Origin of the sequence: Enterobacter sp. V87_3 (assembly GCF_029967835.1) — a bacterium.
GTDB lineage: Bacteria > Pseudomonadota > Gammaproteobacteria > Enterobacterales > Enterobacteriaceae > Enterobacter > Enterobacter cancerogenus.
Map to the genome: position 1 here is coordinate 67,959 of NZ_JASCAM010000034.1, position 22,294 is coordinate 90,252.

The window sequence follows — 22,294 nt, forward strand, 5'->3', positions numbered from 1 at the left end:
AGCGATTACCCCTACGGAGGAACTATGGATCACCGTTTACTTGAAATCATTGCCTGCCCGGTATGCAACGGCAAGCTGTACTACAGCCAGGACAAACAAGAGCTGATTTGCAAACTGGATAGCCTGGCGTTCCCGCTGCGTGACGGTATTCCGGTCCTGCTGGAAAACGAAGCCCGTTCCCTGGTCGCAGAAGAGAGCAAACCATGAATTTTGTTGTCATCATTCCTGCCCGCTACGCCTCAACGCGCCTGCCGGGTAAACCGCTGGTGGACATCAACGGCAAGCCGATGATTATGCACGTTCTTGAGCGTGCCCGTGAATCGGGCGCTGAGCGCGTGATTGTTGCCACCGATCATCCGGACGTGGCGCGTGCGGTGGAAGCGGCAGGTGGAGAAGTTTGCATGACCCGTGCCGATCATCAGTCCGGTACCGAACGTCTGGCGGAAGTGGTTGAAAAATGCGGCTTCAGTGACGACACGGTTATCGTAAATGTCCAGGGCGACGAGCCGATGATCCCGGCGGTTATCATTCGTCAGGTGGCGGAAAACCTGGCGCAGCGTGAGGTGGGGATGGCGACGCTCGCCGTGCCGATTCACCACGTAGAAGAAGCCTTCAATCCGAATGCGGTGAAAGTGGTGATGGATGCCGAAGGGTATGCCCTCTATTTTTCACGCGCCACCATTCCCTGGGATCGCGATCGTTTTGCCGTCTCAAAAGAGGCTATTGGCGATACCTTCCTGCGCCATCTGGGCATCTACGGCTATCGCGCCGGTTTCATTCGCCGTTATGTCACCTGGGCACCAAGCCCGCTGGAACATATCGAGATGCTGGAGCAGCTTCGCGTCCTGTGGTACGGGGAGAAGATCCACGTTGCGGTTGCCCAGGAAGTGCCGGGTACTGGCGTAGATACCCCTGACGATCTTGAGCGCGTTCGCGCCGAAATGCGTTAATTTTTCCGTCGTCCCCCCGCCTGGGGGGACAGTTTCCCGCCAGGTTATTTCCCTTTTCAGTGCCTTAATTGATCTCTGTCGGGTGACATCTTCCCCTGACGCGCTCATTATAAAAGCAGTAGTCTTAATGGGGGTAATCTCATATGGAACAACTGCGTGCCGAACTCAGCCATCTGCTCGGGGAGACATTAAGCCGGGTGGAGTGCGTGAATGAAAAGGCCGATACCGCGCTTTGGGCGTTGTATGACAGTCAGGGAAACCCGATGCCGCTAATGGCGAGGAGTTTTTCCTCGCCGGGCGTTGCCCGACAGCTGGCCTGGAAAATGTCGATGCTGGCGCGCGAAGGGACGGTCCGTATGCCGACAGTCTACGGTGTGATGACCCATGAAGAGCATCCCGGCCCGGACGTGTTGTTGATTGAGCGGTTACGCGGTGTCCCGGTGGAAGCCCCGGCGCGCACGCCAGAGCGCTGGGAGCAGTTAAAAGACCAGATTGTGGAAGCGCTGCTCGCCTGGCACCGGCAGGACAGCCGTGGTCTCGTTGGCCCGGTCGACAGCACGCAGGAGAACCTGTGGCCGCTCTGGTATCGCCAGCGCATTGAGGTGCTGTGGGGAACCTTAAACCAGTTCAACAACACCGGTTTAACCATGCAGGACAAACGCATTCTATTCCGCACCCGGGAATGCCTGCCGGCCCTGTTCGAAGGTTTTAACGACAACTGTGTGCTGGTACACGGTAATTTTACCCTGCGCAGCATGCTTAAAGATCCGCGCAGCGATCAACTGCTGGCAATGGTCGGGCCGGGCATCATGCTTTGGGCACCGCGTGAGTACGAGTTGTTCAGGCTAAGCGACAGCGGCGCGGCAGAAGGTTTGCTCTGGCATTACTTGCAGCGCGCGCCGGTGGCGGAGGCCTTCCTGTGGCGGCGCTGGCTTTACTTGCTCTGGGATGAAGTCGCGCAACTGGTCAATACCGGGCGTTTCAGTCGCGCCAACTTCGATCTTGCGGCGAAATCACTCCTGCCGTGGCTCGCCTGACACACCTTTGAGCCACTGCCAGATCCGCCCAAGCGTCTCATAGCCCACGCGATCGCTGTGCATTAACCACACCGGGGACGGGATCGCCCGCTCCCATGGATTCAGCGGTGCGGTGATGGCCAACTGGTTAGCCGGTGCTGGCAGCGGGTGTAGCCCCTGGCTCTCAAAGAAAATCATCGCTCTCGGCAGATGGGAAGCAGAGGTTACCAGCAGGAACGGAACGTCGCCGATGGCTTTTTTCACCGCGGCGGCCTCTTCTTCAGTGTCTTTGGGGGTGTCCAGCGTGATGATTGACGAGCGCGGTACGCCCAGTGATTCCGCCACTCTAGCCCCGGCTTCCGCCGTGCTGACCGGGTTCGTTTTCGCGGCGGCACCGGTGAAAATCAGTTTGGCACCCGGATTAGCCAGCCACAGGCGAATGCCTTCATTAAGCCGCGGCAGGCTGTTGTTGATCAGATTTGAACTGGGCGCCCAGTCCGGGTCCCAGGTATACCCTCCGCCGAGCACGACGATATACCCCACTTTCTGATTGCCCTGCCAGGTTGGATATTTATTCTCAATGGGCCGCAACAGCCCATCCGCCACCGGCTGCAGGCTTAACAGCAGCAGCGCCAGCCAGCCCAGGGTAATAAGCGATTTTCCACTTTTCTGGAAACGGCTAAACCACACCAGCGCCAGACCAAGCGCGATGACAAGCAGCAGCAGGGGAAGGGGAAGCATCATGCCGCCGATGTATTTTTTTAGGGTAAAAAGCATCCTTTTTGGTTCCTTTTTTAACCATATAGCAGGTGAATGCCAGTGATATTACACCAGAGAGGTTCATTCTCCGCTCGGGTGTGACAAAATAGCGGTTTTGCAGTTAGCGAGTGGAACTCTCCCAATGCGGGATCGCAATTTTGATGACATCGCGGAAAAGTTTTCGCGCAACATTTATGGCACGACTAAAGGCCAGCTGCGTCAGACGATCCTCTGGCAGGATCTCGACAAGCTTCTTGCCGACTATCCGGGCCAGAGGTTGCGTGTGCTTGATGCGGGCGGTGGCGAAGGCCAGACTGCCATCCTGATGGCACAGCGGGGTCATCACGTCACCTTGTGCGATCTCTCTGCTGAAATGGTAGCGCGTGCCCGGCAGGCGGCAGACGAGAAAGGTGTGAGCGACAACATGCATTTTATACATTGCGCCGCTCAGGACATTGCGCAGCATTTGGAAACGCAGGTTGATCTGATATTGTTTCATGCTGTGCTGGAATGGGTGGCCGATCCGCAGGCGGTGCTAAAAACGCTGTGGTCGATGTTGCGCCCGGGCGGGGCGTTATCGCTGATGTTCTACAACGCAAACGGCTTGTTAATGCGAAACGTGCTGGTGGGCAATTTCGGCTACGTTCAGCAGGGCATGTATAAAAAGAAACGGCGCACGCTGTCGCCGGATTTCCCGCGTGAACCGCAGCAGGTCTATGGCTGGCTGGAGGAGATCGGCTGGGAGATCACCGGTAAAACGGGCGTGAGGGTGTTTCATGACTATCTGCGTGATAAACAAAAACAGCATGACTGCTTAGACGCCTTAACAGAAATTGAAACGCGGTACTGTCGCCAGGAGCCTTATTTAAGCCTTGGCCGCTATATCCACGTCACCGCGCGCAAGCCGCAGATGCAAGGATAATCTATGAGTGAATTTTCCCAGACAGTCCCCGAACTGGTTGCCTGGGCCAGAAAAAATGATTTCTCCATCTCGCTGCCGGTAGACAGACTCTCTTTCCTGCTGGCGGTGGCTACGCTGAACGGCGAGCGGCTTGATGGTGAAATGAGCGAGGGTGAACTGGTGGATGCCTTCCGCCATGTCAGTGATGCGTTTGAGCAAACCAGCGAAACCATTAGCGTGCGTGCCAACAACGCGATCAACGACATGGTGCGTCAACGTCTGCTGAACCGCTTTACCAGCGAGCAGGCGGAAGGAAACGCCATTTATCGTCTGACGCCACTGGGTATCGGCATTACCGACTATTACATCCGCCAGCGTGAGTTTTCGACGCTGCGCCTCTCTATGCAGCTCTCGATTGTCGCGGGCGAGCTGAAGCGTGCCGCCGATGCGGCAGATGAGAATGGCGATGAATTCCACTGGCACCGCAACGTCTACGCGCCGCTGAAATATTCGGTGGCCGAGATCTTTGACAGTATCGATCTGACCCAGCGTCTGATGGACGAACAGCAGCAGCAGGTGAAAGACGATATCGCACAGCTGCTGAATAAAGACTGGCGGGCGGCCATCTCCAGTTGCGAACTCTTACTGTCAGAAACCTCTGGTACGCTGCGCGAGCTGCAGGACACCCTCGAGGCGGCAGGGGATAAGCTGCAGGCTAACCTGCTGCGTATTCAGGATGCCACGCTTGCCCACGACGATCTGCACTTTGTCGACCGTCTGGTGTTTGATTTACAAAGCAAGCTTGACCGCATTATTAGCTGGGGTCAGCAGTCGATTGACCTGTGGATTGGCTACGACCGCCACGTGCATAAATTTATCCGTACCGCGATTGATATGGATAAAAACCGCGTCTTTGCTCAGCGTTTGCGCCAGTCGGTACAGACCTATTTCGATGCGCCGTGGGCGCTGACCTACGCCAGTGCCGACCGCCTGCTGGATATGCGCGATGAAGAGATGGCGTTGCGTGATGAAGAAGTGACCGGTGAACTGCCACCGGATCTGGAATTCGAAGAATTCAACGAAATTCGCGAGCAGCTTGCGGCGATGATCGAAGAACAGCTCGCGGTCTACAAAACCAGACAAGTGCCGCTGGATCTTGGTCTCGTGGTGCGCGACTATCTGGCGCAATATCCTCGGGCGCGCCATTTCGATATCGCCCGCATTGTCGTCGACCAGGCCGTACGCCTGGGCGTCGCGCAAGCAGATTTCACCGGGCTGCCGCCGAAGTGGCAGCCGATTAACGATTACGGAGCCAAGGTACAGGCGCATGTCATTGACAAATATTGAAAACGTGATGCCAGTTAAGCTGGCACAGGCGCTGGCGAATCCGTTGTTTCCGGCGCTGGACAGCCAGCTACGTGCCGGTCGTCACATTGGCCTTGACGAGCTGGATAATCACGCCTTTTTGATGGACTTCCAGGAGTATCTGGAAGAGTTTTACGCGCGTTACAACGTTGAGCTTATTCGTGCGCCGGAAGGTTTTTTCTATCTGCGCCCGCGCTCCACGACGCTCATTCCGCGCTCCGTGCTTTCCGAGCTGGACATGATGGTCGGGAAAATTCTCTGCTATCTCTATCTCAGCCCGGAACGTCTGGCGAACGAAGGTATCTTCACGCAACAGGAGCTTTACGATGAGCTGCTGGCGCTGGCGGATGAAAGCAAGCTGCTCAAGCTGGTGAACAACCGTTCGACGGGGTCAGACCTTGATCGTCAGAAATTGCAGGAAAAAGTTCGCTCTTCTCTGAACCGTCTGCGCCGACTGGGTATGGTCTGGTTTATGGGCCATGACAGCAGCAAGTTCCGCATTACGGAATCGGTCTTCCGCTTTAGTGCCGACGTGCGCGCGGGCGACGATGCGCGTGAGGCGCAGCTACGCATGATCCGTGACGGTGAAGCGATGCCGGTGGAAAACCATTTGCAGCTCAATGATGAGCATGAAGAGAATCAGCCGGAAAGCGGGGAGGAAGAGTAATGATTGAACGCGGTAAATTTCGCTCACTGACGCTGATTAACTGGAACGGCTTCTTTGCCCGAACCTTCGATCTGGATGAGCTGGTCACCACGCTCTCCGGCGGTAACGGGGCGGGTAAATCCACCACCATGGCGGCGTTCGTCACGGCGCTGATCCCCGATTTGACCCTGCTGCACTTCCGAAACACCACCGAAGCGGGCGCGACAAGCGGCTCCCGTGACAAAGGCCTGCACGGTAAGCTGAAAGCGGGCGTCTGTTATTCGGTGCTGGACGTGATCAACTCCCGTCATCAGCGCGTGGTGGTTGGCGTGCGTCTGCAGCAGGTGGCAGGCCGTGACCGTAAGGTTGATATCAAACCTTTCGCCATTCAGGGCCTGCCGACTTCCGTGCAGCCGACCGCGCTGCTAACGGAGACCTTAAACGAACGTCAGGCGCGCGTGCTGACGCTTCAGGAGCTGAAAGACAAGCTTGAAGCTATCGAAGGCGTGCAGTTTAAGCAGTTCAACTCCATTACCGAATACCACTCCCTGATGTTCGATCTGGGCGTGGTTGCCCGACGTCTGCGGACTGCATCCGACCGTAGCAAATATTACCGTCTGATCGAAGCGTCCCTGTACGGCGGTATCTCCAGCGCCATTACCCGCTCGTTGCGCGACTACCTGTTGCCAGAAAACAGCGGCGTGCGTAAAGCCTTCCAGGACATGGAAGCCGCACTGCGTGAAAACCGCATGACGCTGGAAGCGATCCGCGTGACCCAGTCTGACCGCGATCTGTTTAAACATCTGATCAGCGAAGCCACTAACTATGTGGCGGCAGACTATATGCGTCACGCCAACGAACGCCGCATACACCTCGATCAGGCCCTGGAGTACCGCCGCGAGCTGTTCACATCCCGTAAGCAACTTGTGGCTGAGCAGTATAAGCACGTCGAAATGGCGCGCGAACTGGGTGAGCACAACGGTGCGGAAGGGGATCTGGAAGCCGATTACCAGGCCGCCAGCGATCACCTGAACCTGGTGCAGACCGCACTGCGTCAGCAGGAAAAAATCGAGCGCTACGAAGCGGATCTCGATGAGCTGCAAATTCGTCTTGAAGAGCAAAACGAAGTGGTGGCCGAAGCCGCCGATCTGCAGGAAGAGAACGAAGCGCGCGCCGAAGCGGCTGAGCTGGAAGTGGATGAGCTGAAAAGCCAGCTCGCCGATTACCAGCAGGCGCTGGACGTGCAGCAGACCCGTGCGATTCAGTACACCCAGGCGCTGCAAGCCCTGCAGCGTGCGAAAGAGCTGTGTCACCTGCCGGACTTAACGCCGGAGAGCGCGGAAGACTGGCTGGACACCTTCCAGGCGAAAGAGCAGGAAGCCACCGAGAAACTGCTGTCGCTCGATCAGAAAATGAGCGTGGCGCAAACGGCGCACAGCCAGTTTGAGCAGGCATACCAGCTGGTCGTGGCGATCAATGGCCCGGTTGCGCGTAGCGACGCCTGGAGCGTTGCCCGCGAACTGCTGCGTGACGGTATGAACCAGCGCCATCTGGCCGAACAGGTTCAGCCGCTGCGTATGCGTCTGAACGAACTGGAACAGCGTCTGCGTGAGCAGCAGGAAGCCGAGCGTCTGCTGGCCGATTTCTGCAAACGTCAGGGCAAAAATTACGATTTCGACGATCTTGAAGCCCTGCATCAGGAGCTGGAAGCGCGAATTGCTTCGCTTTCTGACAGCGTTTCCAGCGCCAGCGAACAGCGCATGAACCTGCGTCAGGAAATGGATCAGCTCCAGTCTCGTTCGCAAAAGCTCCTGCAACGCGCGCCGATCTGGCTTGCAGCGCAGAGCAGCCTGAGCCAGCTCAGCGAGCAGTGCGGGGAAACGTTTGAATCCGGCCAGGACGTCACGGAATACCTGCAACAGCTGCTGGAGCGTGAGCGTGAAGCGATCGTTGAGCGTGATGAAGTCGGTAACCGTAAACGTGAAGTTGACGAAGAGATTGAACGCTTAAGCCAGCCGGGCGGTGCAGAAGATGCGCGCCTGAATGCGCTGGCGGAACGTTTTGGCGGCGTACTGCTGTCGGAAATTTATGACGACGTGGGTTTGGATGACGCGCCGTACTTCTCGGCGCTGTACGGCCCGTCGCGTAATGCGATCGTCGTGCCCGATCTGTCGCAGATTTCTGAGCAGCTGGCCGGTCTGGAAGATTGCCCGGAAGATCTCTATTTAATCGAAGGGGATCCGCAGTCATTCGATGACAGCGTGTTCAGCGTGGACGAGCTTGAAAAAGCGGTGGTGGTGAAAATTGCCGACCGCCAGTGGCGCTATTCTCGCTTCCCGGAACTGCCGCTGTTTGGCCGTGCCGCGCGTGAAAACCGTATCGAAACTCTGCACGCCGAGCGTGAAACACTGTCTGAACGTTTTGCCACCCTGTCGTTCGACGTTCAGAAAACCCAGCGTCTGCATCAGGCCTTCAGCCGCTTTATCGGTAGCCATCTGGCGGTGGCGTTTGACGCCGACCCGGAAGCCGAAATTCGCAAGCTCAACACCCGCCGGGGTGAACTGGAACGCGCGCTGGCGAATCATGAAAATGATAACCAGCAGAGCCGTGTACAGTTCGAACAGGCGAAAGAGGGCGTAGCCGCGCTCAACCGCATTCTGCCGCGTCTTAACCTTCTGGCGGACGAGACGCTGGCCGATCGCGTCGGTGAAATTCAGGAACGTCTGGATGAAGCGCAGGAAGCGGCACGTTTCATTCAGCAGCATGGTAATCAGCTGGCGAAACTGGAACCGGTGCTCTCGGTGCTCCAGAGCGATCCGGAACAGTATGAGCAGCTGAAAGAAGATTACGCCTGGTCTCAGCAGGTACAACGCGAAGCCCGCCAGCAGGCATTTGCCCTGACGGAAGTGGTGCAGCGTCGCGCCCACTTTGGCTACTCTGATTCCGCTGAAATGCTCAGCGGTAACAGCGATCTTAACGAGAAACTTCGCCAGCGTCTTGAGCAGGCGGAAGCGGAACGTACTCGCGCCCGTGAAGCCATGCGTACGCACGCTGCGCAGCTGAGTCAGTACAGCCAGGTCATGGCCTCGCTGAAAAGCTCCTATGACACCAAGAAAGAGCTGCTTAACGATTTACACAAAGAGCTGCAGGATATCGGGGTTCGCGCCGACAGCGGCTCGGAAGAGCGGGCGCGTATTCGCCGCGACGAACTGCATGCCCAGTTAAGCAACAACCGCGCGCGCCGTAATCAGCTGGAAAAAGCACTGACCTTCTGTGAAGCGGAGATGGACAACTTGACGCGTCGCCTGCGCAAGCTGGAACGCGACTATCACGAAATGCGCGAGCAGGTTGTGACCGCCAAGGCGGGCTGGTGCGCGGTGATGCGCATGGTGAAAGACAATAACGTTGAGCGTCGTCTGCACCGTCGCGAACTGGCGTACCTTTCCGGGGATGAACTGCGCTCCATGTCGGATAAGGCATTGGGTGCGCTGCGTCTGGCGGTGGCGGATAACGAACATCTGCGCGACGTGCTGCGCATGTCCGAAGATCCAAAACGTCCAGAGCGTAAAATCCAGTTCTTCGTGGCGGTTTACCAGCACCTGCGCGAGCGTATTCGCCAGGATATCATCCGCACCGACGATCCGGTCGAAGCCATCGAGCAGATGGAAATCGAGCTGGGTCGCCTGACGGAAGAGTTAACCTCCCGCGAGCAGAAGCTGGCAATCAGCTCCCGCAGCGTGGCAAATATCATCCGCAAAACCATTCAGCGCGAGCAGAACCGTATTCGTCAGCTGAACCAGGGACTGCAGAGCGTGTCGTTTGGTCAGGTTAACAGCGTGCGTCTGAACGTGAACGTGCGTGAGGCCCACTCGACGCTGCTTGATGTGTTGTCCGAGCAGCACGAACAGCATCAGGATCTATTTAACAGCAACCGCCTGACCTTCTCGGAAGCACTGGCGAAGCTGTACCAGCGCCTGAACCCGCAGATTGATATGGGGCAGCGCACGCCGCAAACCATCGGCGAAGAGCTGCTGGATTACCGTAACTATCTTGAGATGGAAGTGGAGGTCAACCGTGGTTCAGACGGCTGGCTGCGCGCCGAGTCCGGTGCGCTCTCTACAGGTGAGGCTATCGGTACCGGGATGTCTATTCTGGTGATGGTGGTGCAGAGCTGGGAAGATGAAGCGCGTCGTCTGCGCGGCAAAGATATCTCCCCATGCCGCCTGCTGTTCCTTGATGAAGCGGCGCGTCTTGATGCCCGCTCTATCGCCACGCTGTTTGAGCTGTGCGACCGTCTTGATATGCAGCTTATCATCGCGGCACCAGAGAACATCAGCCCGGAAAAAGGCACTACCTATAAGCTGGTGCGTAAAGTCTTCCAGAACAGCGAGCACGTACACGTCGTGGGTCTGCGAGGCTTTGCACCGCAGCCACCGGAGTCGTTACCCGGTACGGCTGACGCTTCCTGAGGCGTTTTGTTACAAAGAGCGGCGCAGTAGCGCCGCTTTTTTTATTCACTTAACTTGTGCTGATAGCGGGGTTATCTTTAAACTTCTTTACATAAGGCAAGGCAACTGCGGTTATGCCTTCCTATACTAACTAAACATAAGCCCCAGAATGATGGGCATGTCGTGAAAAACAGGGGGCAAGGGATGTTGCTAAAGAAAAATCGTGGTCGTCAGCTGTCAGCGCTGGGTTTGTGCCTGACAGTGATGTTTGCTCCACTGTTTACCGCACAGGCGGATGAGCCTGAAGTTGTACCTTCGGACAGCTCTGCAACGACGGGTACACAACCGATGTCGCTGTCTCTGCCGCTGGATCAATCTCCGGCGACGGCGATCATGGCGGGAATCCGGCCGCTACCCGAAGGGATCGACACCGGTTCACTTCGCCAGCAGCTGATGACGGGTTTGCCGTCAGGCTACACGCCAGCCTATGTCAACCAGCTCACGCTGCTGTATGCCGCGCGTGATATGAAACCTATGTGGGAAAACCGCGACGCGGTGCGCGCGTTTCAGCAACAACTGGCGGAAGTCGCGATTGCGGGTTTCCAGCCGCAATTTACCACCTGGGTAGAGCTGCTGACTGACCCTTCCGTTACCGGCCAGGCGCGGGATGTGGTGTTGTCTGATGCGATGATGGGCTACCTGCAGTTTGTGGCGGGCATTCCGGTTAATGGCAACCGCTGGCTGTATAGTCAAAAGCCTTACAAGCTGGCGACCCCGGCGCTGTCAGTGATTAACCAGTGGCAGTTGTCGCTGGATAATGGTGAACTGCCGCGCTTTATCGCAAGCCTTGCGCCTGCGCATCCGCAATACGCCACGATGCATCAATCCTTACTGGCGCTGGTGGCGGACTCGCGGCCGTGGCCGCAACTGCGCGCCACCGCGACGCTTCGCCCTGGCCAGTGGAGCAGCGATGTTCCCGCCCTGCGTGAAATCCTCAGCCGTTCCGGCATCCTCGATGGCGGGCCTAACATTGCTCTTCCTGGCGACGATTCGCAAAACGTGGTGGTCAGCCCGTCAGCCCCGGTCAAAGAGAAAAAAGCTGTAGGGCTAAACAACAAGCCCGCGGCGTACGATCGTGAACTGGTGGCAGCCGTGAAGCAATTCCAGGCCGCGCAAGGGCTGGGGGCTGATGGCGTCATTGGTCAGTCCACGCGTGACTGGCTGAACGTCTCTCCTGCGCAGCGGGCAGGGGTGCTGGCGCTGAATATCCAGCGTTTGCGTTTGCTGCCGGGTACGCTTTCGACCGGCATCATGGTCAATATTCCTGCTTACTCTCTGGTTTATTATCAGGACGGAAACGAAGTGCTGGCGTCCCGCGTCATTGTCGGGCGGCCAGATCGTAAAACGCCGATGATGAGCAGCGCGCTGAACAATGTCGTGGTGAACCCGCCGTGGAACGTTCCGCCGACGCTTGCGCGCAAAGACATCCTGCCTAAGGTGTGGAACGATCCGGGCTATCTGGAACGCCACGGTTATACGGTGATGCGCGGCTGGAACAGTAAAGAAGCGATTGACCCGTATATGGTCGACTGGTCTACGATTACGGCCTCGAACCTGCCGTTCCGTTTCCAGCAGGCACCGGGCGCGCATAACTCGCTGGGACGTTACAAGTTCAATATGCCGAGTTCCGATGCTATTTATTTGCACGATACGCCAAACCACACCCTGTTCCAGAAAGACACCCGCGCGCTCAGCTCCGGCTGCGTTCGTGTAAACAAAGCGTCTGAACTGGCGAACATGCTGTTGCAGGATGCTGGCTGGAACGATACGCGGATCTCTGATGCGCTGAAACAAGGTGATACCCGGTATGTGAATATCCGCCACAATATTCCCGTCAATCTTTACTACCTGACGGCGTTTGTCGGGGCCGACGGGCGTACCCAGTATCGTACAGATATTTACAATTATGATCTCACCGCGCGATCCGGCGCACAAATTTTGCCAAAAGCGGAACAATTAATCAGGTAAATGAAGTAGTTCGGGAAAAATGATTGTCGTAAGTTATGGTGAATACGGGGCAATATGGCTGTAGGCCGCGTATTTACTGGGGTTGGGCGCCTTGACGTTGTCGGCTTTGCCAGTTAAGGTGCCCTTCGTGCGCTAAGCATATTGACGATTTCATTGACCTGTAGACCTGATTATCATGGACAAATTTGACGCTAATCGCCGCAAACTGCTGGCGTTAGGTGGTGTTGCGCTGGGCGCAGCGGCCATCTTGCCGACGCCAGCATTTGCCACCCTCTCGACCCCACGTCCGCGTATTTTAACGCTCAACAATCTTCACACCGGTGAGTCGCTTAAAGCGGAGTTTTTCGATGGCAGAGGCTATATTCAGGATGAATTAGCAAAACTAAACCATTTTTTCCGTGATTTCCGCGCGAATAAAATAAAAGCCATCGATCCAGGACTGTTTGATCAGTTGTTTCGCCTTCAGGGCCTGTTGGGGACCAGCAGACCTGTGCAGCTCATTTCTGGCTATCGCTCGCTCGATACCAATAACGAACTGCGTGCCCACAGCCGTGGGGTAGCGAAAAAAAGCTACCACACCAAAGGGCAGGCAATGGATTTCCACATTGAAGGCGTTTCGTTAGCCAATATTCGCAAAGCTGCGTTATCTATGCGCGCAGGTGGTGTAGGATATTACCCACGTAGCAACTTTGTGCATATTGATACCGGGCCGGTCAGGCACTGGTAATAACGAAACACAGGAGCAGTATGAACTATCGTATTATTCCGGTTACCGCGTTCTCCCAGAACTGTTCATTAATCTGGTGTGAGCAAACCAAACTGGCCGCGCTTGTTGATCCCGGCGGCGACGCTGAGAAAATCAAGCAGGAAGTCGCTGCAAGCGGCGTCACGCTGATGCAGATCCTGCTCACTCACGGTCACCTTGACCACGTGGGGGCAGCAGCTGAACTGGCGCAGCACTACGGTGTGCCGGTTATCGGTCCGGAAAAGGAAGATGAGTTCTGGCTTGAGGGGTTACCTGCCCAAAGTCGCATGTTTGGCCTTGATGAGTGTCAGCCGTTGACGCCCGATCGCTGGCTGAACGAAGGAGATCGTGTAAGCGTAGGGAATGTGACGTTACAGGTGTTGCATTGTCCCGGGCACACGCCGGGCCATATCGTCTTCTTTGATGACCAGTCGCGTCTGCTGATTTCCGGCGATGTGATTTTCAAAGGTGGGGTAGGACGCAGTGATTTTCCGCGCGGCGATCACGGACAGCTGATCCAGTCGATTAAGCAGAAGTTATTGCCGTTAGGCGATGACGTGACGTTTATCCCCGGACACGGCCCAATGTCGACGCTGGGCTATGAACGGCTACACAATCCGTTCCTTCAGGATGAAATGCCTGTCTGGTAACCAGAATGAAAAAAGCCTGCATATGCAGGCTTTTTTGTGGGCGCGAGTTACAGAACGGCGACAATCGCCTCGCACAGCGGTGCCATATTATCTGGCGTCATGCCCGCCACGTTTACGCGGCCAGAGGCAACGGCGTAGACGCCGAACTCTTCACGCAGACGCAGAACCTGTTCTTTGGTCAGGCCGCTGAACGAGAACATGCCGTTTTGCTTGATGATGAAGCTGAAATCACGGTCAGCCCCTTTCTCCGCCAGCGTGCTCACAAACAGCAGACGCATGCGCTGGATACGCTGGCGCATATCGTTCAGCTCCTGCTCCCAGATCGCGCGCAGCGCGTCGTTGCTCAGGATGGTCGCCACCACAGAGGCACCGTGTGCCGGTGGGTTAGAGTAGTTTGCACGGATTACGGATTTCATCTGGCTGAACGCGCGGTCGACGGTCTGATCGTCGGCGGCGACCAGCGTACAGGCACCCACGCGCTCATTGTACAGACCGAAGTTCTTGGAGTATGAGCTTGCGACAATCAGCTCCTGATGAACAGCCGCGAACGCGCGCAGGCCTTCGGCATCTTCTTCCAGCCCGCGAGCAAAGCCCTGGTAGGCGAAGTCGAACAGCGGCAGCCAGCCTTTTTCAACGGACAGTTTTGCCAGCTGTTCCCACTGTTCCAGCGTCGGATCGATACCGGTTGGGTTATGGCAGCAGCCATGGAACAGAACAACGTCACCCGCCTGCGCGTCGTTCAGGCTGGTCAGCAGACCGTCAAAGTCCAGCGCGTGGTTTGCTGCATCGTAGTAAGCGTATTCACGCACTTCCAGACCCGCAGAGTTAAAGACGCTTTTATGGTTTGGCCAGCTTGGGTTGCTGACCCAGACGCGCTTAACGGAGGTGTTTTTCGCCAGGAAATCCGCCGCAACGCGCAGGGCACCGGTGCCGCCTGGCGTTTGTGCTGTACGAGCGCGTTTGCTGCTCACAATCTCACTGCCTTTACCGAACAGCAGTTCCTGCGTGCAGCGACCAAATTCAGGGATACCATCAATACCGAGGTAGTTCTTGGTGGTTTCGTTTTCCAGCAGGTACTGTTCCGCTTTTTTAACGCTGGTCAGTACCGGTGTTTTGCCGGTTTCATCTTTATATACACCAATACCCAGGTTGATTTTGCCAGGGCGGTCATCGGCACGAAACAAATCGGCCAGGCCCAGAATTGGGTCGGCAGGAGCGGCGGTAATGTTCTCAAACATGACGAAGTTCCATTGTGATTACAGAAGTGAAATCCGCTATCAGGTTAACGGTAGATTTACAAAATGCCAACCGTTTGCGACGAAAAGCGTGCAGCTTCTCAAAAGTCGCCATTTTTTGCTTTCAGGCAAAAAAAAACAGGGCCGAAGCCCTGTTCATTAAGCATATAACATTGTGGCGTGCTGATTAGAACTGGTAAACGATACCCAGAGCAACGGTGTCATCATTGTTGATACCGAGCTTGTTGTCGTCTTTCAGCTGGTTGATCTGGTAGTCAACATAGGTGGACATGTTTTTGTTGAAGTAGTAAGTCGCACCCACTTCGATGTAGTTGATGAAGTCTTCGTCACCGATACCTTCTACGTCTTTCGCTTTAGATTTGTAGTAGGAGATGGACGGACGCAGGCCGAAATCGAACTGGTACTGTGCAACAACAGAGAAGTCCTGAGACTTGTTAGCGAAGCCACGGCTGCCCAGACGCGCTGCGTTCTGCATTTCGCCGTACAGTGCTGCCAGGTAGATGTTGTTCGCGTCGTATTTCAGACCAGTTGCCCACTGCTCAGCTTTATCACCGTTACCCCATTCCAGAGTCTGCTGGTTGTTGGTACGGTCAGCGGCGCCGTAAGCACCCAACACTGCGAAGCCATCAAACTCGTAGCTCAGAGAGGTTGCCCAGCCGTCGCCGTTAGAACGGGTAGCGTCGGTACGCTCGTTTTTACCCAGGTACTGAACGCCGAAGTTCAGGCCGTCAACCAGACCGAAGAAGTTGTTGTTACGGTAAGTTGCCAGACCACCGGTACGGCCCGCGAAGAAGTCATCGCTTGCGCCAGTGTCGCCGCCGAACTCAGGCAGCATATCGGTGATACCGATAACGTCATACACCAGGCCATAGTTACGACCGTAGTCGAAGGAGCCTGCGTCACCGAATTTCAGACCTGCGAATGCCAGACGGGTTTTGTTACCGGTCTGTGCGTCGCTGCCTTCAGAGTTGTTACCCTGGAAGTTGTATTCCCACTGGCCGTAACCGGTCAGCTGGTCGTTGATCTGGGTTTCGCCTTTGAAGCCCAGACGCGCGTAAGTCATGTCGCCATCGTTGCCATCATTGTCAGAGAAGTAATGCAGGCCAACAGCTTTCCCGTAAAGATCTAATTTGTTGCCGTCTTTGTTATAGATTTCTGCAGCGTTAGCTGCACCGGCTACCAGCAGGGCAGGGATAACCACTGCCAGGATATTGCGCTTCATCATTATTTATTACCCTCATTGGTTTTTTTATGACACTCGCCACTGCCGCCAATAAATTCTGTCAATAAATATTTCCGGAACTATTGATGAGAGTTAGGTGTCTTTATGTGTCTGACAGGCATCTTTCCATTCATAGAACCGTTTCGCTAGCCTGAAAGTGCTACAATCCTAAAGATTCAGTAACAAAAAGAAATAATGTGTAAGAATATGTGTATTTTCGGGAACTTTGTGAACCACCTCAAACTTCAGAACTGATTGTCTAAATAAGCAGCGTTTTCATTCCTATATATATGAATTGCTTATGTTTATTTTGGATAAAAGGATTTCATATAAACAGAAGTTAAACGATGCATCTTTTCTTATGACCACGAATAGCCTTCCGGAAGGCCGGATAATGGCGTTAATTTTGTGCTATTGCTTAAGAATTCAATAAACACAATAAGACTGTGGTTTATTTTTTGTTCACAGATATTTCGTGGAAATAAAACGTAACAAGCAGGGGATTTGACGGGGTTGCAGCTTAAGCAAGCTGACTTTGAACTGACGAAAATTGACATTGCAGAAGAAAATAATGGCCAGCATGTGCTGGCCATTATCATTGATAACGCGATTAGAAACTGGCGTTACGCGGCGTGCGTGGGAAAGGAATCACATCACGAACGTTCTGTACACCGGTGACGTAGGCAATAAGACGTTCAAAGCCAAGGCCAAAACCGGAGTGCGGAACGGTGCCGTAACGACGCAGATCGCGATACCAGCCGTAGTCAGCAGGGTTAAGACCCATCTCTTCCATACGGGCGTCCAGCACGTCCAGACGCTCTTCACGCTGAGAACCGCCGATGATTTCGCCGATGCCCGGCGCAAGCACGTCCATCGCTGCCACGGTTTTACCGTCTTCGTTAAGGCGCATGTAGAAGGCCTTAATGTCTTTCGGATAGTTTTTCACAACCACTGGCGCTTTGAAGTGTTTCTCTGCCAGATAACGCTCGTGTTCGGAGGAGAGGTCAACACCCCAGTAAACCGGGTTCTCAAACTTCTCGCCGCATGTTTCGAGGATAGCAACCGCATCGGTGTAATCCACCTGCGCAAAGTCAGCGGAAACGAAACGCTCAAGACGAGCAATCGCGTCGTTATCCACGCGTTCAGCGAAGAATTTCATGTCATCAGCACGTTCTTCAAGAACCGCTTTGAACACGTACTTCAGCATGGCTTCTGCCAGACCTGCTACGTCATACAGATCCGCGAAAGCCACTTCTGGCTCCAGCATCCAGAACTCCGCCAGGTGGCGGCTGGTGTTGGAGTTTTCGGCACGGAAGGTTGGGCCGAAGGTGTAGATTTTAGACAGTGCACAGGCGTAGGTTTCGCCGTTGAGCTGGCCGGACACCGTCAGGAAGGCTTCTTTACCGAAGAAGTCTTTGTCGTAATCCACTTTGCCTTCCGGCGTGCGCGGCAGGTTTTCCATATCCAGCGTTGAAACGCGGAACATTTCGCCGGCACCTTCGGTGTCAGACGCGGTGATAAGCGGGGTAGAGACCCAGAAATAACCCTGCTCGTCGAAGAAGCGATGCAGCGCCTGCGCCAGCGTGTGACGCACGCGGGCAACCGCCCCAATCAGGTTGGTGCGCGGACGCAGGTGCGCCACTTCACGCAGATACTCAATGCTGTGGCGTTTTGCCGCCATCGGGTAGGTATCAGGATCTTCAACCCAGCCCGTGACTTCGATAGCGGAAGCCTGAATTTCGAAACTCTGACCCTGACCAGGCGATGCCACAACCACGCCGGTGACAATAACGGAACAACCCGTTGTCAGGTGCAGAACGTCATCATTGTAATTGGGCAGAGAATTATTGATGACGGCCTGTACAGGATCAAAGCAGGAACCGTCATAGACGGCGAGGAAGGAGATGCCAGCTTTAGAATCTCGGCGAGTACGCACCCATCCGCGCACGGTGACTTCTTGGTCAACGGCGACACGGCCCTGGAGTACGTCGGCTACAGGCACAACGCTCATAATATTCTCTCTGTTAATAGTCGGAAAAAATAAACACTTGTCCGCCCTTATAGGGGGGATATCTATGTTACCTGGCATCCGCCATCAGACAAGCAGATTTCGCAGTCAAAAGAGAAGAAATCAGAAATAAATAAGGTGAGAGGGAGCCTGAAAGGCTCCCTGAGGCGGTCAGCTTGCTTTTTTAACCTGCGGCAGATCGAAGGCTTCGCGCAGGGCGCGGACAAATGCTTTGTCGTGACAGATGGTTTTGCCCGGGCTGTCAGAGAGTTTTGCCACCGGCTTACCGTTACATTCCACCAGCTTTATGACGATGTTCAGCGGTTTGACCTGTGGGATATCACAGGTCAAACGGGTCCCGATACCGAAACTCAGGTTCACTCGGGAAGAGAAGTGGCGATAAAGGTCGACGGCTTTCGCCAGATCGAGGTTATCGGAGAAGACCAGCACCTTGCTCATTGGGTCGATGCCCAATGTTTGATAATGGGCAATGGCCTTCTCGCCCCATTCAACCGGGTCGCCGGAGTCATGGCGCAAGCCCTGATAGCGTTGTGCAAACTCAGGACCAAAGTCACGCAGGAACGCGTCCATGGTAATGCAGTCGGTGAGGGCGATACCCAGCTGGTCAGGGTACTCGTCCAGCCAGGCGGCAAGCGCAGCGCGCTGGCTGTTGGCAAGATCGGGGCTGATCTGCTGGTGTGCCTGGAACCATTCGTGTGCCTGGGTGCCCATGGGGGTCAAATCCAGACGACGGGCCAAGTCATAATTGCTGGTGCCTACAAACCACGGTTCCTGCTTCAGACGCTCAACAATGGCCTGCTGTACCTCGCGGGAGAAACGGCGGCGCGTGCCGAAGTCCATCAGACGGAAGCGGGACATATCCAGCCCTTCGGTCAGATGTGAGAATTCGACAAGCTTATGTTCAAGCGAAGCAACCGCCTGCTCAACGCCGGTGTCGGGCGAGCGGTAGCGGTGGGCCAGCTCACTGATGACGGCCAGCAGCGGCACTTCCCACATAATGACTTCACGCCACGGGCCTTCAAGGCGAATGTCCAGCTTGCCATTGTCATTGGTCACGGTGACCTGATCGGGGTTATAGCGGAACTCGCGCAGCCAGTTCAGATAGTCGGCGTGGAAGAAAGGCAGGCCCGAAAGCCAGTGATATTCGTCGTCCTGCAGCGCCAGATGCCGCATGGCATCGACCTGTTCACGAATGGAATCTGCGTAGATACCCAGCAAGTCGTCGCCCCGGCAGCGAAACTCAGCCGCAACCTGAACGTCATGGTAATGGTGAAAAACGGCTTGCTGCATATGCAGTTTATACGCGTCGGTATCCAGCAACGTATGCAGAACAGGAGAAGCGAATCGAGTCATAGGTGCGCAGTAGCATCCTCTCACAGGAGCGTTTAGTACATTAAACAACTCCGGAGTATACCTTGTTTAGTGATTTATTGAACCCCGATCACAACATAAGCTGACTTTAGGGTCGAGCGCATTTCGTGCCCCTGTTAAATAAATGTAGCGAAAAAGCGGTTTGTAACTGAAAAGATGAACATTCTGCGTAGCGCGTTTTACGCAACAGGAATATATTGAAACGTTACTCGACAAACGATGCATAAGGTTTTCTATGACACAACAGCCTCAAGCCAAATACCGCCACGACTACCGTGCGCCGGAATACCTGATTAGCGATATCGATCTGACTTTTGACCTGGATGCCACTAAAACCGTTGTAACGGCGGTAAGCCAGGTGACGCGTCAGAGCGCGACGGCCGTCCCGCTGCGTCTTGATGGTGAAGACCTGACGCTGGTTTCCCTGCATATTAATGACGCCGCCTGGACTGACTATAAAGAAGAAGACAATCAGCTGGTCATTAACAACCTGCCTGAACGCTTTACCCTGCGCATCGTGAATGAAATTAGCCCTGCCGCCAACACCGCGCTGGAAGGGCTTTACCAGTCAGGCGTGGCGCTGTGCACCCAGTGTGAAGCGGAAGGTTTCCGCCACATTACCTGGTATCTGGATCGCCCGGACGTTCTGGCGCGCTTCACCACCAAAATTATCGCCAATAAAACTCTCTATCCGTTCCTGCTCTCCAACGGTAACCGTGTGGGTGAGGGCGAGCTGGAAAACGGACGTCACTGGGTACAGTGGCAGGATCCGTTCCCGAAACCATGCTACCTGTTTGCGCTGGTGGCGGGCGATTTCGACGTGCTGCGCGACACCTTTAAAACCCGCTCCGGGCGCGACGTGGCGCTGGAACTGTTCGTTGACCGTGGCAACCTCGATCGCGCGCCGTGGGCGATGACCTCGCTTATCAACTCCATGAAGTGGGACGAGGAGCGCTTTGGCCTCGAATATGACCTCGACATCTACATGATCGTCGCCGTCGACTTCTTCAACATGGGGGCGATGGAGAACAAAGGCCTTAACGTCTTTAACTCGAAATATGTCCTGGCGCGTACCGATACCGCGACCGATAAAGATTACCTGGATATCGAACGCGTCATTGGCCACGAATATTTCCACAACTGGACCGGTAACCGTGTGACCTGCCGCGACTGGTTCCAGCTGAGCCTGAAAGAGGGCTTAACCGTGTTCCGCGATCAGGAGTTCAGCTCCGATCTGGGTTCGCGTGCGGTTAACCGCATCAACAACGTGCGCACCATGCGCGGCCTGCAATTTGCCGAAGATGCCAGTCCGATGGCGCACCCGATTCGTCCGGACAAAGTGATTGAAATGAACAACTTCTACACCCTGACGGTGTATGAGAAGGGCGCTGAAATCATCCGCATGATCCACACTCTGCTGGGCGAAGAGAATTTCCAGAAAGGGATGCAGCTCTACTTCGAACGTCACGACGGCAGTGCCGCCACCTGCGACGACTTCGTGCAGGCGATGGAAGATGCCTCAAACGTCGATCTGTCTCATTTCCGCCGCTGGTACAGCCAGGCCGGTACGCCGATTGTGAGCGTAAAAGACGACTACAACCCGGAAACCGAGCAGTATTCTCTGACCATCAGCCAGCGCACGCCGCCAACGGCTGAGCAGGAAGAGAAACACCCGCTGCACATTCCGTTCAGCATTGAGCTGTACGATAACGAAGGAAACGTCATCCCGCTGCAGAAGGGCGGCCATCCGGTGCACCACGTGCTGAACGTTACCCAGGCAGAGCAGACCTTTATCTTCGATAACGTTTACTTCCAGCCGGTCCCGGCGCTGCTGTGCGAATTCTCTGCCCCGGTGAAGCTGGAGTACAAGTGGAGCGATCAGCAGCTGACGTTCCTGATGCGTCACGCGCGCAATGACTTCTCTCGCTGGGATGCGGCGCAAAGCCTGCTGGCAACCTACATTAAGCTCAACGTCAACCGTTACCAGCAGGGCCAGCCGCTGACGCTGCCGGTGCATGTGGCTGACGCGTTCCGTGCCATCCTGCTCGATGAGCAGATCGATCCGGCCCTGGCGGCGGAAATTCTGACGCTGCCTTCTGCCAGTGAAATCGCTGAGCTGTTCGACATCATCGACCCGATTGCGATCGTGACCGTTCGCGAAGCGCTGACCCGCACCCTGGCGACCGAGCTGGCGGACGAATTCCTGGCGATTTACAACCTCAACAAGCTGGATGCCTATCGCGTAGAGCATGAGGACATCGGTAAGCGCTCCCTGCGTAACACCTGCCTGCGCTACCTGGCCTTCGGTGACGTCGAGCTGGCGAATACGCTGGTGAGCAAACAGTACCACGAGGCGGACAACATGACCGATGCGCTGGCGGCGCTGGCGGCAAGCGTTGCTGCCGAACTGCCGTGTCGCGATGCGCTAATGCAGGAGTACGATGACAAATGGCATCAGGACGGCCTGGTGATGGACAAGTGGTTTGTTCTGCAGGCCACCAGCCCGTCGGCGGATGTGCTGAGCACCGTGCGCAGCCTGCTGAAGCACCGCTCCTTCACCATGAGCAACCCGAACCGCGTACGTTCTCTGATTGGCGCATTTGCCAGCGCTAACCCGGCAGCGTTCCACGCCGAAGACGGCAGCGGTTATCAGTTTATGGTTGAAATGTTGACCGAGCTGAACAGCCGTAACCCGCAGGTGGCGTCACGTCTGATTGAGCCGCTGATCCGCCTGAAGCGTTATGATGCCGAGCGTCAGGCGAAAATGCGCGCCGCGCTGGAGCAGCTGAAAGGGCTGGAAAACCTCTCTGGCGATCTGTACGAGAAGATCGCTAAAGCGCTAGCGTAAAAAAATTGCCCGGTGGCGCTGCGCTTACCGGGCCTACATAGGGTTTTTCCCTCTCCCTGT

General features: G+C 55.5%; 16 protein-coding genes. 11 read left to right on the forward strand and 5 right to left on the reverse strand.

The window, feature by feature from the left end:
- Nucleotides 1-24 precede the first annotated feature (24 nt).
- The 3 genes from ycaR to QLG21_RS21375 all read left to right on the forward strand — a co-directional run bounded on the left by ycaR (nucleotide 25) and on the right by QLG21_RS21375 (nucleotide 1,987).
- Nucleotides 25-207, forward strand: a complete 183-nt coding sequence (gene ycaR / locus QLG21_RS21365) for a protein YcaR (RefSeq protein ID WP_006174474.1) — start codon at nucleotides 25-27, stop codon at nucleotides 205-207.
- The gene (kdsB, locus tag QLG21_RS21370) at nucleotides 204-950 is read left to right on the forward strand and encodes a 3-deoxy-manno-octulosonate cytidylyltransferase (protein WP_282485179.1); all 747 of its coding nucleotides are present in this window, start codon (nucleotides 204-206) and stop codon (nucleotides 948-950) included. The genes ycaR and kdsB overlap by 4 nt, the downstream gene beginning before the upstream one ends.
- A 143-nt stretch (nucleotides 951-1,093) precedes the next feature.
- Nucleotides 1,094-1,987, forward strand: a complete 894-nt coding sequence (locus tag QLG21_RS21375; RefSeq protein WP_058609227.1) for a YcbJ family phosphotransferase — start codon at nucleotides 1,094-1,096, stop codon at nucleotides 1,985-1,987.
- Here QLG21_RS21375 and elyC read toward each other — a convergent pair.
- Nucleotides 1,964-2,743, reverse strand: coding sequence for an envelope biogenesis factor ElyC (elyC, locus tag QLG21_RS21380; protein ID WP_282485180.1), 780 nt, complete (start codon nucleotides 2,741-2,743; stop codon nucleotides 1,964-1,966). The two genes, QLG21_RS21375 and elyC, sit on opposite strands and share 24 nt — an antisense overlap.
- A 124-nt stretch (nucleotides 2,744-2,867) precedes the next feature.
- Between elyC and cmoM the strand changes: the two genes are divergently transcribed.
- The 7 genes from cmoM (at nucleotide 2,868) to QLG21_RS21415 (ending at nucleotide 13,508) form a co-directional block, all read left to right on the forward strand.
- Nucleotides 2,868-3,647 carry a tRNA uridine 5-oxyacetic acid(34) methyltransferase CmoM gene (cmoM, locus tag QLG21_RS21385; protein WP_006174481.1) on the forward strand — a complete coding sequence of 260 codons (780 nt, stop codon included), beginning with the start codon at nucleotides 2,868-2,870 and terminating at the stop codon, nucleotides 3,645-3,647.
- A gap of 3 nt (nucleotides 3,648-3,650) precedes the next feature.
- Entirely contained in the window at nucleotides 3,651-4,973 is a 1,323-nt protein-coding gene (mukF, locus tag QLG21_RS21390; RefSeq protein ID WP_088207562.1) for a chromosome partition protein MukF, read from the forward strand.
- Complete coding sequence (mukE, locus tag QLG21_RS21395) at nucleotides 4,954-5,658, forward strand: chromosome partition protein MukE (protein ID WP_282485181.1); 705 nt, start codon at nucleotides 4,954-4,956, stop codon at nucleotides 5,656-5,658. The genes mukF and mukE overlap by 20 nt, the downstream gene beginning before the upstream one ends.
- The gene (gene mukB / locus QLG21_RS21400; protein ID WP_282485182.1) at nucleotides 5,658-10,106 is read left to right on the forward strand and encodes a chromosome partition protein MukB; all 4,449 of its coding nucleotides are present in this window, start codon (nucleotides 5,658-5,660) and stop codon (nucleotides 10,104-10,106) included. Before mukE ends, mukB begins: the two co-directional genes overlap by 1 nt.
- 183 nt (nucleotides 10,107-10,289) lie before the next feature.
- Entirely contained in the window at nucleotides 10,290-12,113 is a 1,824-nt protein-coding gene (gene ldtD / locus QLG21_RS21405) for a L,D-transpeptidase (RefSeq protein ID WP_282485183.1), read from the forward strand.
- Nucleotides 12,114-12,288: 175 nt separating this feature from the next.
- On the forward strand, nucleotides 12,289-12,840 hold the full coding sequence (locus tag QLG21_RS21410) for a YcbK family protein (protein WP_006174497.1): 552 nt from the start codon (nucleotides 12,289-12,291) through the stop codon (nucleotides 12,838-12,840).
- 20 nt (nucleotides 12,841-12,860) lie between these two features.
- Nucleotides 12,861-13,508, forward strand: coding sequence for an MBL fold metallo-hydrolase (locus QLG21_RS21415; RefSeq protein ID WP_006174499.1), 648 nt, complete (start codon nucleotides 12,861-12,863; stop codon nucleotides 13,506-13,508).
- A gap of 47 nt (nucleotides 13,509-13,555) precedes the next feature.
- On the opposite strand, the gene QLG21_RS21420 is transcribed toward QLG21_RS21415, so the two are convergent.
- The 4 genes from QLG21_RS21420 to pncB form a co-directional block, all read right to left on the reverse strand.
- A complete protein-coding gene (locus tag QLG21_RS21420; protein ID WP_006174501.1) occupies nucleotides 13,556-14,746 on the reverse strand; it encodes an amino acid aminotransferase in 1,191 nt (396 codons plus the stop codon).
- A 184-nt stretch (nucleotides 14,747-14,930) separates the two neighbouring features.
- Complete coding sequence (gene ompF, locus QLG21_RS21425) at nucleotides 14,931-15,989, reverse strand: porin OmpF (protein ID WP_282485184.1); 1,059 nt, start codon at nucleotides 15,987-15,989, stop codon at nucleotides 14,931-14,933.
- Nucleotides 15,990-16,596: 607 nt separating this feature from the next.
- Nucleotides 16,597-17,997 carry an asparagine--tRNA ligase gene (asnS, locus tag QLG21_RS21430; RefSeq protein ID WP_282485185.1) on the reverse strand — a complete coding sequence of 467 codons (1,401 nt, stop codon included), beginning with the start codon at nucleotides 17,995-17,997 and terminating at the stop codon, nucleotides 16,597-16,599.
- 168 nt (nucleotides 17,998-18,165) lie between these two features.
- Nucleotides 18,166-19,368 (reverse strand): nicotinate phosphoribosyltransferase, encoded by a 1,203-nt coding sequence (gene pncB, locus QLG21_RS21435; RefSeq protein ID WP_282485186.1) that lies wholly within the window; start codon nucleotides 19,366-19,368, stop codon nucleotides 18,166-18,168.
- 253 nt (nucleotides 19,369-19,621) lie between these two features.
- Between pncB and pepN the strand changes: the two genes are divergently transcribed.
- Complete coding sequence (gene pepN, locus QLG21_RS21440) at nucleotides 19,622-22,234, forward strand: aminopeptidase N (protein ID WP_282485187.1); 2,613 nt, start codon at nucleotides 19,622-19,624, stop codon at nucleotides 22,232-22,234.
- The last annotated feature ends 60 nt before the right edge of the window (nucleotides 22,235-22,294 follow it).

Bases quoted from the DNA above. Each gene is read 5' to 3' on its own strand.
- pncB (WP_282485186.1), bottom strand. From the start codon at position 19,368: ATGACTCGATTCGCTTCTCCTGTTCTGCATACGTTGCTGGATACCGAC.
- elyC (WP_282485180.1), bottom strand. From the start codon at position 2,743: ATGCTTTTTACCCTAAAAAAATACATCGGCGGCATGATGCTTCCCCTT.
- asnS (WP_282485185.1), bottom strand. From the start codon at position 17,997: ATGAGCGTTGTGCCTGTAGCCGACGTACTCCAGGGCCGTGTCGCCGTT.
- ldtD (WP_282485183.1), top strand. From the start codon at position 10,290: ATGTTGCTAAAGAAAAATCGTGGTCGTCAGCTGTCAGCGCTGGGTTTG.
- ycaR (WP_006174474.1), top strand. From the start codon at position 25: ATGGATCACCGTTTACTTGAAATCATTGCCTGCCCGGTATGCAACGGC.
- kdsB (WP_282485179.1), top strand. From the start codon at position 204: ATGAATTTTGTTGTCATCATTCCTGCCCGCTACGCCTCAACGCGCCTG.
- ompF (WP_282485184.1), bottom strand. From the start codon at position 15,989: ATGATGAAGCGCAATATCCTGGCAGTGGTTATCCCTGCCCTGCTGGTA.
- pepN (WP_282485187.1), top strand. From the start codon at position 19,622: ATGACACAACAGCCTCAAGCCAAATACCGCCACGACTACCGTGCGCCG.
- cmoM (WP_006174481.1), top strand. From the start codon at position 2,868: ATGCGGGATCGCAATTTTGATGACATCGCGGAAAAGTTTTCGCGCAAC.
- QLG21_RS21415 (WP_006174499.1), top strand. From the start codon at position 12,861: ATGAACTATCGTATTATTCCGGTTACCGCGTTCTCCCAGAACTGTTCA.
- mukB (WP_282485182.1), top strand. From the start codon at position 5,658: ATGATTGAACGCGGTAAATTTCGCTCACTGACGCTGATTAACTGGAAC.
- QLG21_RS21410 (WP_006174497.1), top strand. From the start codon at position 12,289: ATGGACAAATTTGACGCTAATCGCCGCAAACTGCTGGCGTTAGGTGGT.
- mukF (WP_088207562.1), top strand. From the start codon at position 3,651: ATGAGTGAATTTTCCCAGACAGTCCCCGAACTGGTTGCCTGGGCCAGA.
- mukE (WP_282485181.1), top strand. From the start codon at position 4,954: ATGTCATTGACAAATATTGAAAACGTGATGCCAGTTAAGCTGGCACAG.
- QLG21_RS21420 (WP_006174501.1), bottom strand. From the start codon at position 14,746: ATGTTTGAGAACATTACCGCCGCTCCTGCCGACCCAATTCTGGGCCTG.
- QLG21_RS21375 (WP_058609227.1), top strand. From the start codon at position 1,094: ATGGAACAACTGCGTGCCGAACTCAGCCATCTGCTCGGGGAGACATTA.